The organism is Pseudomonas lini (assembly GCF_001042905.1).
GTDB classification, from domain to species: Bacteria; Pseudomonadota; Gammaproteobacteria; order Pseudomonadales; family Pseudomonadaceae; genus Aquipseudomonas; species Aquipseudomonas lini.
This window is the reverse complement of the sequence record NZ_JYLB01000006.1, coordinates 366,298-378,661: the sequence shown is the minus strand read 5'-3', so window position 1 is coordinate 378,661 and position 12,364 is coordinate 366,298. Positions and strand designations below refer to the sequence as shown.

Here is a 12,364-nt window from a genome sequence, read left to right as displayed (position 1 = left end):
GGCTTTTTCATGAGGAAGATCAAAAGATCGCAGCCTTCGGCAGCTCCTACAAGGGAATGGCGTACACCTGTAGGAGCTGCCGAAGGCTGCGATCTTTTGATCTTCCTATATCGAAATACGCAGAATTACACCCTTGCAACCCAAACCCGAAAACTGACTAGCCTTGAAAGCATCCCAACGAGCAAGGACGCTCTCGATGCTGCCTAACCTGCGCCTGTTTTTCTGCTTCCTGCTGACCGTCGCCTGCCTGACCGCCAATGCCGCCGGATGCCCTGACTGGCCACCGGCCCGCGCGCAGGAAGAAATCACCACCCTGCAACTGCAAATCGATCGCTGGGACGACAGCTACCACCGTGAAGGCCAGTCGCTGATCGCCGATGAACTCTACGATCAGTCCCGTGCGCGACTGACCGAATGGCGTGAATGTTTTGATTCAGGCCTCTCCGCCGAACCATTGCGCACGGCCGGCGGCACGGTTGCTCACCCCATCGCCCACACCGGCCTGGAAAAACTGCGCGATGGGCGCGCCGTCGAAGCTTGGCTAAAAGATCGGGGAGAGGCCTGGGTTCAGCCCAAGGTCGACGGTGTGGCGGTGACATTGGTCTATCGCAACGGCTGGCTGCATCAGGCGATCAGCCGGGGAGACGGGGTAAACGGCCAGGACTGGACTGCCTCGGCGCGCCAGATCGCCGCCATCCCTCAAAAGCTTCCGCAGCCACTGGATTTGTTGCTGCAAGGCGAACTCTATTGGCGCCTGAGCGAACACGTACAAGCCCAGGCCGGCAGCCTCAATGCCCGCGCCACGGTGGCCGGGTTGATGGCACGCAAGGCACTGAGCACCGAGCAAGCCGCCGGCATCGGGTTGTTTGTCTGGGACTGGCCGCAAGGCCCGAAAAACCTGCCGGCCCGGGTGGCGGCTCTGGATGAATTGGGGTTCCCGAGCACGGCGCCCTACAGTCAGCCGATCAAGGCATTTGCCGATGCCGAACGCTGGCGCGATCACTGGTATCGCTCGCCCCTGCCCTTTGCCAGCGATGGGGTCGTGTTGCGCCAGGACCAACGCCCACCGGCCGAGCGCTGGCAGGCGAAAACGCCTTACTGGAGCGTCGCCTGGAAATACCCCTTTGCCCAGGCCCTGGCCGAGGTGCGCAAGGTCCACTTCAAGATTGGACGAACCGGCCGGATCACACCGGTGCTGGATCTGGTACCGGTGATGCTCGATGACCGACAGATCAAGCGCGTGAGTGTCAGTTCCCTGCAACGCTGGGAAGCGCTGGATATTCGTCCCGGCGACCAAGTCGCCATCAGCCTGGCGGGGCTGACTATCCCCAGGCTCGATGGTGTCGTATTGCGCAGTACTGAACGCCCGGAATTGAATGTACCACTGGCAGCAGACTTTCATCCGTTAAGCTGCTGGCAACCGACACCAGGATGCGAAAGCCAATTCCTCGCACGCCTGAGTTGGCTCAGCGGCAAACAGGGGCTGGCCTTGCCTCATGTCGGACCAGGCACCTGGGAGAAACTGCTCAAGGCCGAACGCCTTGACAGTCTGCTCGATTGGATGGCCCTCAATGGGCAAGAGCTTGCTAACATTGACGGCTTCGGTGAGCGCAGCAGTGCTCGTCTTTTGAACAGTTTCAACAGCGCCCGGCAACGCCCATTCGCTCGCTGGCTCAAAGCCCTGGGCTTGCCGCCGACCGGCCAGGCACGCCTCGCCGATTCATGGCAGGCGCTGGCACAACGAAACACCGAACAATGGCAGGCCGAAGCCGGCATCGGCCCGGGGCGCGCAGCGCAATTGAGCGCATTTTTCCGCGACCCGCAGGTCCTGGCCTTGAGTGAGACATTACGTGTTGCCGGGATTGATGGCTTCTAGACGCCCGCCCTGTCTGAGAGCCGGGAACCCAAAGGTGCCGGTGCGCTCAAACAGCCCATCGCTATATCGAATTTTTCACCTGGAGCTTTTATGAAACTTCTTTCACCGCTCGCCGTGTTGACCCTGTGCAGCGTGATGGCCGCTCCATTGATGGCCAACGAAGATGCCCCGGGCCTGACCGGCTGTGCAGCTAAAAAACAGGGCATCATCAACCAGATTGAACTGGCCAAGTCCCGCGGCAACGCCGATCAACAGGCTGGCCTGGAAACCGCCCTGAACGAAGTGACTACCCATTGCACCGACGCTTCCTTGAAGAAGGAACGGGAAAACAAGGTGCTCGACGCCAAGCACGAAGTCAGCACGCGTCAGGCCGATCTCGAGAAGGCGATGAAAAAAGGCGACGCCGAGAAGATCAACAAGCGCAAAGACAAACTGGCTCAATCGCGCAAGGAATTGCAGGAAGCGTTGGATGAGTTGGATAAGTAAAAAGATCTTTCAAGATCAAAAGATCGCAGCCTTCGGCAGCTCCTACAGGAGTACGCGCTCCCATGTAGGAGTTGCCGAAGGCTACGATCTTTTCTGGAATCAATGATCCCGAAACTCTTTATGGCAGGCACTGCAAGCATCTTCGACTTTCTGTATCGCCGGCCCCAGGTTGCTGACCTTGTAGGGCTGAACCTTGCTGACAATCACCAGTTCACCGGTGGCGTCTTCAAGGGTGCGAGCCATTTCCTGAAAGCGTGCCTGCTTCTGCCAGACATCATCCTTGGCGCTGGTGTGATCCTCTTCGCGCACCTGCGGGAAATGCTTCCACGGCTCACGGGACAAAGCATCGAGTTTCACGGCGCCGTCGGCGAATTTCGGGCCATCGAACGGAATACGCCCACGCAACATACCGCCCAGGTCTTCGCCAGTCTTGAGCATCTGCTTGAAGATCGCCTTGCGCTGACCCAGCGGCGAGTTCGGGTCGACACCACCGCAGGCGGACAAGGTCAGGCAGGCCAGCAATACAACAAAAAGTCTTTTAAGAGTCATGGTGGCTTCAGGTCACTGGAAACGGCGGCCAGTATCCTCGCGTCACCGGCAAAGACCAATAGCCCTATTATCAATACGGGTTGTTTGAGCGCATGGAGCACTCAGGCAACCGACAAAGGAATTACTCCATGAACAGCCGTTTCAAGGCATGGCGTCACAATCTGGCCTGGACCCTTCCGATGGTGGTCGTGCTGGCAGGTTGCACCGGCGGCGACAGCAGCAAACCGAAAACCCACGCACTGGCGACCTACTCCAGCGCCACCTGGGAAGCGCTTCCGGCGGTGTCCGACAACGACCTCGTTGCCGGCTTCGGCTCGTGGCGCAGCGCCTGCACCCGACTCAAGGCCGACCCGGTCTGGGGCGGCACCTGTGCGGCTTCCGCCAATGTGCAGCCAACCGCCAATGACATCCGCGATTTTCTCAAACAGAACCTGGACGTCTATGGCCTGCGTGCCGCCAATGACAACCCCAACGGTCTGATTACCGGTTACTACGAACCGGTGTACCCCGGCAGTCTGACCCAGACCGAGGAAGCCAACATCCCGGTGTACGGTGTACCCGAGGACATGATCATCGTCTCGCTGGACAGTATCTATCCAGAACTCAAAGGCAAACGCCTGCGCGGAAGACTCGAAGGTCGCGTGCTCAAGCCGTACGACGATGCGGCAACGATTGAAACCAAAGGCGTGAAGGCGCCGGTGATTGCCTGGCTGACCGACCCGATGAACCTGCAGTTCCTGCAAATCCAGGGCTCGGGGCGCATCCAGCTTGATGACGGTCGTCAATTGCGCATTGGTTATGCCGATCAGAACGGCCACCCATATCGACCCATCGGCCGCTGGCTGGTGGACCAAGGTGAGCTGAAGAAAGAAGACGTGACCATGGGCGCTATCAGCACTTGGGCCAAGGCCAATCCGATGCGCATTCCCGAACTGCTCGGCAGCAACCCCAGCTACGTGTTCTTCACCCGCAATCCCGACAGCAACGAAGGGCCGCGCGGTTCGCTGAACGTACCGCTGACTGCAGGTTATAGCGCGGCAGTGGACCGCAAGGTGATTCCGCTCGGCAGTCTGTTGTGGTTATCCACCACACGCCCGGACGGCAGCGCGTTGGTACGCCCGGTGGCCGCGCAAGATACTGGCGGCGCAATTGCCGGCGAGGTCCGCGCGGACCTGTTCTGGGGCACGGGCGAGGCAGCCGGGCAATTGGCCGGCGACATGAAACAGCAGGGGCAGATATGGATGCTTTGGCCTAAAGGTGCGGCATTGCCTCAAGTACCGCAGGTGGCTGACAAACTTTAAAAGAAAAAGATCGCAGGCTTCGCCAGCTCCTACATTGACCGCGTTCGTCGCAATATCGCGTCGATCCCAGTAGGAGCTGCCGAAGGCTGCGATCTTTTGATCTTGCTTTATTAAACAGACACAACAAAGAAACTGATGATCAACCCCATCCCCACAAACCACACCAACGACCGCAAAATCGCCCAATCCGCCAAATAGCAAATGATGAAGAGCAGCCGACTGGTGATAAACAGCACCGACAGCACATTGATCGTCACCAGTTCGGCATTGCCGGCCAAGTGAGCCACAATTACCGCCGCCGCAAACGCGGGGGTCACTTCAAAACTGTTCAGTTGCGCCGCATATGCCCGCTTGCCCAAGCCTTCCAGCGAGTCGAGAAACCCCCGAGGATCATGATTGTGTCTGAGCCCGTACCCGCCACGGACCTTGGCGATGCCTATGCACAAGTAAGGCAAGCAGATCGCAATCAAAATACACCACAGAGCAACCGTCATAACGCAGTCCCTTCTTCAAGTTATAGAAAATCGAATTCCATCAGGGGCGACTAAAACTTCATCACCAACATGCCGATCAGCACCAGTCCACAGGCTAAGAGCCGGGGCCTGCCGAAAGGTTCTTTCAGGTAACGCATCCCAAACAGCACCACCAGAATCACACTGATCTCGCGCAACGCCGCGGCTTCGGCAATGGAACCGAGCTGCATGGCCCACAGCACCAGAGCGTAGCTGAACAGCACGCAAAACCCGACCGCCAATCCCAACCTCCACTGCTCGCGCCAGAACAGCATGAACGCCGGCCGCTTGCGTACCAGCGCCAGCAATGGGAACGGCCAGGCACTGAGCAAGGTGACCCAAACCAGGTAGTCCAATGGGTGGGACCAGCGGCGCAAGGCTTGGCCATCGATGAAGGTGTAGCACCCGATGCACAACCCGATGAGCGCCACCACCGGCAGCATCGACCACGGCAGGCGCACCCCGCCACCGCCCTGCCAGAGCAAGCACAACATGCCGAACGGGATCAGCAAAATCCCGAAGATCTGCTGAGCCGTCAGCACTTCCCCGGCGAAGATCAGCGTCAGCGCCAGCACCACCAGCGGCGACAGGCCACGCATCAAGGGATAGACCAGACCGAGATCGCCGACCCGATAGGCCTGGATCAACAGGTAGCGATAGAGCAACTCGAATGCTGCCGACGCGAGAATCCACGACCACATTTCCAGTGGTGGCAGCGCCACGAAGGGCAGCATCAGGGCGACAAACAGCAGCGCCACGCTGTCCATGCAAGCCACCACCAACAGCCGCTCCGCGCTGAATTTGATCAGGGTATTCCACGCCGCGTGCAACAGCGCCGCCACCAACACCAGAACCGTCGCAAGCACGGCACACTCCTTATTTTGCCCTTACCCTCCCCCGACAAGGGCGGGGCAGAGAATTGATTCGCCATATGTCCGCAGCTGTTTATACTGCAAGCGACCACGCCGCACTCAGTTGCGCACACACTAATTCCAATAATTTCTGCCTCCGCCCGCTCTCACCGAGAACGGGCGTCGGCCTGCGTATGCCTGATCAAAGCGTCAAGACTACCGACAGAGACCTTGCGCATGCCACTCGCCTTGCTTGCACTGGCCGTTGCCGCCTTCGGAATCGGCACCACTGAATTCGTCATCATGGGCTTGCTGCCCGATGTCGCCCGCGACCTCGCCGTGAGCATTCCTCACGCGGGCCTGCTCATCACCGGTTACGCCCTGGGCGTGGTGTTCGGTGCGCCGATCCTCGCGGTCGGTACGGCCAACATGCCGCGCAAAGCCACACTGCTGGGCATGACGCTGATGTTCATTCTCGGCAATATCCTTTGCGCCCTGGCGCCGAACTACGCCACTTTGATGGCCGCGCGAGTGATCACCGCGTTGTGCCATGGCGCGTTTTTCGGCATCGGTTCAGTGGTCGCTGCCGGTTTGGTGGCACCGAACAAACGAGCCCAAGCGATTGCCATGATGTTCACCGGCCTGACGCTGGCCAACGTGCTGGGCGTTCCATTGGGCACCGCGCTCGGGCAATACGCCGGCTGGCGCTCGACGTTTTGGGCGGTTTCGGTGATCGGCGTGATTGCGGCCATCGCACAGTGGGTTTGGCTGCCCAAGGAAATCCCCATGGACAAAGCCAACCTGGCCAGCGAGTTCAAAGTGCTGGGCAAGGTCAACGTGCTGCTGGCGCTGGGCATGAGCGTGCTGGCGTCCACCAGTCTGTTCAGCGTGTTCACCTATATCGCGCCGATTCTGCAAGACATCACCGGTGTCAGCCCGCATGGCGTGACCATCATGCTGCTGTTGTTCGGGGTAGGCTTGACGGCGGGCAGCATGCTTGGCGGCCGACTGGCGGACAGTCGTTTGCTGCCTTCTCTGGTCGGTATGGCCCTGGCTGTGGTCGTCGTGCTGGCCGCTTTCAGTCAGACCAGTCACTCAGTGATCCCGGCGGCGATCACGCTGGTGTTGTGGGGCATCTTCGCGTTCGCGCTGTGCCCGATTTTGCAATTGCTGATCATCGATCAGGCTCATGAAGCGCCGAACCTTGGATCGACGTTGAATCAAAGCGCATTCAATCTCGGCAACGCAGCCGGGGCATGGATTGGCGGGCTGGTTGTGGCCAGTGGCGCGGACCTGGCGGATTTGCCGTGGACCGGCGCACTGGTCAGCGGGTTGACGGTACTGACGGCGCTGTTTTTCATCTACCTGCAGCGCCGCAGTGCTGTCGCGGTCAATGTGTCCGGCTAAATGCCGACCAGAAACTTGTGGGAGCGGGCTTGCGCTTAACTGACTGGCAGGTACTTTACCCTTCATTTTTTGGTCTTCTGCGGTTCGGGCTCCTGACTCTGTTCCGCAGATGTCTTCGGCGGCCCGCTTTCACTGCGAATCTGCGCGTGACTGATCAGCGCGAAGATAAAACTGCCACCGATGATGTTCCCCACTAGCGTGGGACCCGCGAACACCAGCCAGAAATCTTTCCACGGCAACTCGCCGGCAAACACCAGGTACGAGACCTCGACCGATCCGACCACGATGTGAGTGAAGTCTCCCAGCGCCATGAAATAGGTGATGAGGATGATGATCCACATCTTGGCGCTTTCCATGGACGGGATCATCCAGACCATGGTGGCGATCATCCAGCCAGAGATGATGCCTTTGGCGAACATTTTGCTCGCGTCGTTCTCCATGACCTTGCGTCCGATGTCGAGGAAGGCCAAGTCGGTCTTGGCGTCGAAAATCGGCAGATGCAACATCACATACGCCACCAGCAAGGTGCCGCAGAGGTTGCCCACCAGAACGATCGACCACAGCCGAAACAACCGACCGAAATTACCCAGCGTAGGCTTGCTCATGATTGGCAGCACGGCGGTCAGGGTGTTCTCGGTAAAGAGTTGCTGACGAGCCAGAATCACCGCGAGAAAACCTGCGCAGTAACCGAAGCTGGCGATCACCTTGAAGCCTTCGCTGTCCGGCAGACGCGAGTTGAGCAGCCCCATGCCCATCAGTGACAAGCCCATGGTCAAACCCGCAGCCAGGGCCGACCACCACAGCGCCGCAACGCTACGCTCAAGCTCCTTATCACCTTGGGTGCGAATGATTTCGTGCAGCACCGCCGCGCGCGGTGGCTGGTTCTTGTCGACCTCGCGTTGTTCTTGTGCCGAGAGGTCCGGGGTCTTGCCGTCTTTGGGCGTGTCCATAAAGCTCCTGAACCAGTGGCGTGTCGTTTAATTACGACACGCGGGGTTCGGAGCTGTTCAGTGGTCCATGAAATCCTCTTTAACCGATAGACCGCTTTCGCGAGCAAGCCCGCTCCCACACTCGATTTGTGCAACACACAGAATCATTGTTCAACGCGATTCAATGTGGGAGCGGGCTTGCTCGCGAAGGCCGCGCCGCCGATTTCACTCGCCGATGTCATCATCCTTGAACTGGTCTTTGACGTACCTGATCTCGGTCCGGCCATGCGGCGCGGGCAGCCCGTCTTCGCCCAGGTTCACGAAGACCATCTTTTCCACCGTCAGGATGCTCTTGCGGGTGATCTTGTTGCGCACTTCGCAGGTCAGCGTGATCGAGGTGCGACCGAACTCGGTGGCGGTGATGCCAAGCTCGATGATGTCGCCCTGGCGCGAGGCGCTGACGAAATTGATTTCGGAAATGTATTTGGTGACCACGCGCTGATTACCCAGCTGGACGATGGCGTAGATCGCCGCTTCTTCGTCGATCCAGCGCAACAGGCTGCCGCCGAACAGCGTGCCGTTGGGGTTGAGGTCTTCGGGTTTTACCCATTTGCGGGTGTGGAAATTCATACTCACTCCTGACCGTCTTGCCGATTGATGCCGGCCATCATGGCAGAGCCCGGACTAGAGCTCTATTACGCATCGACTATGGTCTCGATTACCGTTCGGGCATTGACCTGCAGAAACGCTTTGGAAGTATCGTCTACACAGCTATAATCGCCACCGTTCCAAAACGGTCACCTTCGGTTGCTACCGTTTTCCCGCCACCTGTCCGAGGGGCGCTGCAGCAGGTTCAACCTGTCAGGCTCGGATGGGGCGTTGACTGGCCACGGCCAGACACTAAACGCACAACGGCGCCCATTCGCATACATTACGAATGGAGGCTCTTCATGAGCGCTGTTATCACGCCTGTAGATTTTAACGATTACAAAGTCGCCGACATGTCCCTGGCTGCCTGGGGCCGTCGCGAAACCATCATCGCCGAATCCGAAATGCCAGCCCTGATGGGTCTGCGCCGCAAGTATTCCGCCGAGCAGCCGCTCAAAGGCGCGAAGATCCTCGGCTGCATCCACATGACCATTCAGACTGCCGTGCTGATCGAAACCCTGGTTGCCCTGGGTGCCGAAGTGCGTTGGTCGTCCTGCAACATTTTCTCGACTCAGGACCAGGCCGCTGCCGCTATCGCTGCTGCCGGTATCCCGGTTTTCGCCTGGAAAGGCGAGACTGAAGAAGAGTACGAGTGGTGCCTGGAGCAAACCATCCTCAAAGATGGCGCGCCTTGGGATGCCAACATGATCCTCGATGACGGCGGCGACCTGACCGAGCTGCTGCACAAGAAATATCCGGCTATCCTGGACCGCGTCCACGGCGTCACCGAAGAAACCACCACCGGCGTTCACCGCCTGCTGGACATGCTGGCCAAGGGCGAGCTGAAAATCCCGGCCATCAACGTCAACGACTCGGTGACCAAGAGCAAGAACGACAACAAGTACGGCTGCCGTCACAGCCTGAACGACGCGATCAAGCGCGGCACCGACCACCTGCTGTCCGGCAAGCAAGCGCTGGTCATCGGTTACGGCGACGTGGGCAAGGGCTCGGCGCAGTCCCTGCGTCAGGAAGGCATGATCGTTAAAGTCTCCGAAGTCGACCCGATCTGCGCCATGCAAGCTTGCATGGACGGTTTCGAACTGGTTTCGCCGTTCATCGACGGTATCAACAACGGTACCGAAGCGAGCATCGACAAAGCACTGCTGGGCAAGATCGACCTGATCGTGACCACCACCGGCAACGTTAATGTTTGCGACGCAAACATGCTCAAAGCCCTGAAGAAGCGCGCTGTTGTCTGCAACATCGGTCACTTCGACAACGAAATCGACACCGCTTTCATGCGCAAGAACTGGGCATGGGAAGAAGTGAAGCCACAGGTTCACAAGGTTCACCGTACCGGCCCGGGCGCATTCGACGCTCAGAACGACGACTACCTGATCCTGCTGGCCGAAGGCCGCCTGGTTAACCTGGGCAATGCCACTGGCCACCCAAGCCGCATCATGGACGGTTCGTTCGCCAACCAGGTTCTGGCCCAGATCTTCCTGTTCGGCCAGAAGTACGCCGACCTGTCGCCAGCCCAGAAAGCCGAGCGCCTGACCGTTGAAGTACTGCCGAAGAAACTCGACGAAGAAGTGGCCCTGGAAATGGTCCGCGGTTTCGGTGGCGTGGTCACTCAACTGACCAAGCAACAGGCTGACTACATCGGCGTGACCGTCGAAGGCCCGTTCAAGCCGCACGCTTACCGCTACTGATTGGTCCTGCTGCCTGCTCTCCCTTGTGGGAGCGGGCTTGCTCGCGAAGGCGGTTTAACATTCAACATTAATGTCGTCTGACCCACCGCCTTCGCGAGCAAGCCCGCTCCCACATTGGGATGTGCAAGCGTCCGGCTTACGTGTTTCCAAGGATATGACCATGTCCCAAGACCGTCGCTACAGTTTCGAGTTCTTCCCTACGAAGACCGATGCTGGGCATGAAAAACTGATCGCCACTGCCCGTCATCTGGCGACCTTCAACCCTGACTTCTTCTCCTGCACCTACGGCGCTGGTGGTTCGACCCGTGATCGCACCCTCAACACCGTGTTGCAGCTTGAAAGCGAAGTCAAAGTCCCTGCCGCACCGCATTTGTCTTGCGTGGGCGACAGCAAGGACGACCTGCGTGGCCTGCTGAGCCAGTACAAGGCAGCCGGCATCACGCGTATCGTTGCGCTTCGCGGTGACCTGCCTTCGGGCATGGGCATGGCCAGCGGCGAGATGCGTCACGCCAATGACCTGGTTGAATTCATTCGTGAAGAAACCGGCGATCATTTCCACATCGAAGTCGCCGCTTACCCGGAAATGCATCCGCAAGCGCGCAATTTTGAAGACGATCTTAACAACTTCGTGCGCAAGGCCAACGCCGGCGCCAACAGTGCGATCACCCAGTACTTCTTCAACGCCGACAGCTACTTCTACTTCGTCGAGCGTGTACGGGCGAAGGGTGTGAACATCCCGATCGTGCCAGGGATCATGCCGATCACCAACTACAGCAAGCTCGCGCGCTTTTCCGACGCTTGCGGTGCGGAAATCCCGCGCTGGATCCGCAAGCAACTGGAAGCCTACGGCGACGACACCCAAAGCATTCAAGGCTTTGGTGAGCAAGTCATCACCGAGATGTGCGAACGCCTGCTGCAGGGTGGCGCTCCAGGGCTGCATTTCTACACGCTGAACCAGGCTGAGCCGAGTCTGGCGGTGTGGAACAACCTGAAGTTGCCGCGTTAAAAACACAGCAGAAGCAAAAGCAAAGGCAAGATCAAAAGATCGCAGCCTTCGGCAGCTCCTACGCGCCTGTGGAAGCTGTCGAAGGCTGCGATCTTTTGCTTTCCGGCGCCCCTTTATTGTGCAGCCATACCTTGAGCCAGAGCTTCTGGATCCGGTTTCTGGCTCTTTATGATTTCTCGTCGTAATCTCAAGCCATGCCCCTGATCGCTCAGTTACTGACCGTGCTTCTGTTCACTTGCCTGAGCTTCACCGCTCGGGGCGAGAAGTTGCGTATTGTCACCGAGCCCTGGGCACCTTATGTGTACGAGGAAAACGGCAAATCGCTGGGCCTGGACTACGAAACCACGGCCATCGTCTTCAAACGCCTCGGGATCGACGTGGAATGGCAGTTCCTGCCATGGAAACGCTGCCTGTCGATGCTTGAGCAAGGCCAGGCGGATGGCGCGCTGGATATTTTCCACAGCGCTGAACGCGACGCGACCCTGCTCTACCCCAGCGAACCGCTCTCGCAAGTCGAATTCGTAATGTTCTATGCCAACGAGCGACCGTATCCGTTTCGCACGCTGGATGATCTGAAAGGCCTGACCATCGGCACCTCGCCGGGCTACCTGTACAGCAAGGACTTCAGCGAATCGACGCTGTTCACCCAAGAGCCTGCCCCCACCCATGAAGCCAACTTCGGCAAACTGGTGCGCGGCCGCATCGACCTGCTGATCACCGATCGCCGAGTCGGCCAGCATTTGCTCGATCAACTGAATATCCGCGACAAGATCACCGAGAACCCGATCATCATCAGCCAGCAAAGCCAGTTTCTGGCGGTACGCCGCAATGCCGGGATGGATTTGTTGGTGCAGCGTTTCGGTGCCGAACTCAAACGTTTCAAGCGCGAACCGGCCTACGCCGAACTGAGCGCCCGCTATGGCGCCGGCCCCGCCCCCGAAGCACGAGCCGCCAGCGCCACCGCAACCGGCGGAAAAACCGTTGAGCAGCAGGAAAGCGGCGCGCAGTGATTGCTCTGTTATACTCCGGCCTTCCCGCCAGGCTCACGCCCGGACGCTCGGACTTGTTCAAGGCATCTCGATCCCGC

The 12,364-nt window shown here is 59.0% G+C and carries 13 protein-coding genes and 1 riboswitch; of the genes, 8 read left to right on the top strand and 5 right to left on the bottom strand.

The window, feature by feature from the left end; genetic code table 11:
* Positions 1-196 precede the first annotated feature (196 nt).
* The gene (gene ligB / locus TU81_RS19965) at positions 197-1,876 is read left to right on the top strand and encodes an NAD-dependent DNA ligase LigB (RefSeq protein ID WP_048396360.1); all 1,680 of its coding nucleotides are present in this window, start codon (positions 197-199) and stop codon (positions 1,874-1,876) included.
* Between the two features lie 90 nt (positions 1,877-1,966).
* Complete coding sequence (locus TU81_RS19960; protein ID WP_048396359.1) at positions 1,967-2,362, top strand: DUF1090 domain-containing protein; 396 nt, start codon at positions 1,967-1,969, stop codon at positions 2,360-2,362.
* Positions 2,363-2,461: 99 nt separating this feature from the next.
* Here the strand turns inward: TU81_RS19960 and TU81_RS19955 are convergent, their stop codons facing one another.
* Positions 2,462-2,911, bottom strand: a complete 450-nt coding sequence (locus tag TU81_RS19955) for a c-type cytochrome (protein WP_038981043.1) — start codon at positions 2,909-2,911, stop codon at positions 2,462-2,464.
* Between the two features lie 128 nt (positions 2,912-3,039).
* Here TU81_RS19955 and mltA point away from each other — a divergent pair, with 128 nt between their 5' ends.
* Positions 3,040-4,212, top strand: coding sequence for a murein transglycosylase A (gene mltA / locus TU81_RS19950; protein ID WP_038981042.1), 1,173 nt, complete (start codon positions 3,040-3,042; stop codon positions 4,210-4,212).
* Between the two features lie 110 nt (positions 4,213-4,322).
* Here the strand turns inward: mltA and TU81_RS19945 are convergent, their stop codons facing one another.
* Both TU81_RS19945 and TU81_RS19940 read right to left on the bottom strand, forming a co-directional pair.
* Positions 4,323-4,706, bottom strand: coding sequence for an MAPEG family protein (locus TU81_RS19945; RefSeq protein ID WP_038981040.1), 384 nt, complete (start codon positions 4,704-4,706; stop codon positions 4,323-4,325).
* Between the two features lie 50 nt (positions 4,707-4,756).
* Positions 4,757-5,590 carry an EamA family transporter gene (locus tag TU81_RS19940; protein WP_038981038.1) on the bottom strand — a complete coding sequence of 278 codons (834 nt, stop codon included), beginning with the start codon at positions 5,588-5,590 and terminating at the stop codon, positions 4,757-4,759.
* A 222-nt stretch (positions 5,591-5,812) separates the two neighbouring features.
* On the opposite strand from TU81_RS19940, the gene TU81_RS19935 reads away from it, so the two are divergent.
* Positions 5,813-6,982 carry an MFS transporter gene (locus tag TU81_RS19935; protein WP_008071958.1) on the top strand — a complete coding sequence of 390 codons (1,170 nt, stop codon included), beginning with the start codon at positions 5,813-5,815 and terminating at the stop codon, positions 6,980-6,982.
* 62 nt (positions 6,983-7,044) lie between these two features.
* Here the strand turns inward: TU81_RS19935 and TU81_RS19930 are convergent, their stop codons facing one another.
* Positions 7,045-7,932 carry a formate/nitrite transporter family protein gene (locus TU81_RS19930; RefSeq protein WP_048396358.1) on the bottom strand — a complete coding sequence of 296 codons (888 nt, stop codon included), beginning with the start codon at positions 7,930-7,932 and terminating at the stop codon, positions 7,045-7,047.
* Positions 7,933-8,136: 204 nt separating this feature from the next.
* Positions 8,137-8,541, bottom strand: a complete 405-nt coding sequence (locus TU81_RS19925; protein ID WP_038981033.1) for an acyl-CoA thioesterase — start codon at positions 8,539-8,541, stop codon at positions 8,137-8,139.
* 198 nt (positions 8,542-8,739) lie between these two features.
* Positions 8,740-8,838, top strand: a riboswitch (S-adenosyl-L-homocysteine riboswitch).
* A 23-nt stretch (positions 8,839-8,861) separates the two neighbouring features.
* On the opposite strand from TU81_RS19925, the gene ahcY reads away from it, so the two are divergent.
* The 4 genes from ahcY (at position 8,862) to TU81_RS19910 (ending at position 12,287) form a co-directional block, all read left to right on the top strand.
* A complete protein-coding gene (gene ahcY, locus TU81_RS19920) occupies positions 8,862-10,271 on the top strand; it encodes an adenosylhomocysteinase (protein ID WP_007898042.1) in 1,410 nt (469 codons plus the stop codon).
* A 160-nt stretch (positions 10,272-10,431) separates the two neighbouring features.
* Positions 10,432-11,277, top strand: coding sequence for a methylenetetrahydrofolate reductase [NAD(P)H] (gene metF / locus TU81_RS19915; RefSeq protein ID WP_038981031.1), 846 nt, complete (start codon positions 10,432-10,434; stop codon positions 11,275-11,277).
* The gene (locus tag TU81_RS30335) at positions 11,250-11,462 is read left to right on the top strand and encodes a hypothetical protein (protein ID WP_151152224.1); all 213 of its coding nucleotides are present in this window, start codon (positions 11,250-11,252) and stop codon (positions 11,460-11,462) included. Before metF ends, TU81_RS30335 begins: the two co-directional genes overlap by 28 nt.
* A 9-nt stretch (positions 11,463-11,471) precedes the next feature.
* The gene (locus tag TU81_RS19910; RefSeq protein ID WP_038981029.1) at positions 11,472-12,287 is read left to right on the top strand and encodes a substrate-binding periplasmic protein; all 816 of its coding nucleotides are present in this window, start codon (positions 11,472-11,474) and stop codon (positions 12,285-12,287) included.
* The last annotated feature ends 77 nt before the right edge of the window (positions 12,288-12,364 follow it).

Coding starts and splice junctions, on each gene's coding strand:
- ligB (WP_048396360.1), top strand. CDS start 197: ATGCTGCCTAACCTGCGCCTGTTTTTCTGCTTCCTGCTGACCGTCGCC.
- TU81_RS19960 (WP_048396359.1), top strand. CDS start 1,967: ATGAAACTTCTTTCACCGCTCGCCGTGTTGACCCTGTGCAGCGTGATG.
- TU81_RS19955 (WP_038981043.1), bottom strand. CDS start 2,911: ATGACTCTTAAAAGACTTTTTGTTGTATTGCTGGCCTGCCTGACCTTG.
- mltA (WP_038981042.1), top strand. CDS start 3,040: ATGAACAGCCGTTTCAAGGCATGGCGTCACAATCTGGCCTGGACCCTT.
- TU81_RS19945 (WP_038981040.1), bottom strand. CDS start 4,706: ATGACGGTTGCTCTGTGGTGTATTTTGATTGCGATCTGCTTGCCTTAC.
- TU81_RS19935 (WP_008071958.1), top strand. CDS start 5,813: ATGCCACTCGCCTTGCTTGCACTGGCCGTTGCCGCCTTCGGAATCGGC.
- TU81_RS19930 (WP_048396358.1), bottom strand. CDS start 7,932: ATGGACACGCCCAAAGACGGCAAGACCCCGGACCTCTCGGCACAAGAA.
- TU81_RS19925 (WP_038981033.1), bottom strand. CDS start 8,541: ATGAATTTCCACACCCGCAAATGGGTAAAACCCGAAGACCTCAACCCC.
- ahcY (WP_007898042.1), top strand. CDS start 8,862: ATGAGCGCTGTTATCACGCCTGTAGATTTTAACGATTACAAAGTCGCC.
- metF (WP_038981031.1), top strand. CDS start 10,432: ATGTCCCAAGACCGTCGCTACAGTTTCGAGTTCTTCCCTACGAAGACC.
- TU81_RS19910 (WP_038981029.1), top strand. CDS start 11,472: ATGCCCCTGATCGCTCAGTTACTGACCGTGCTTCTGTTCACTTGCCTG.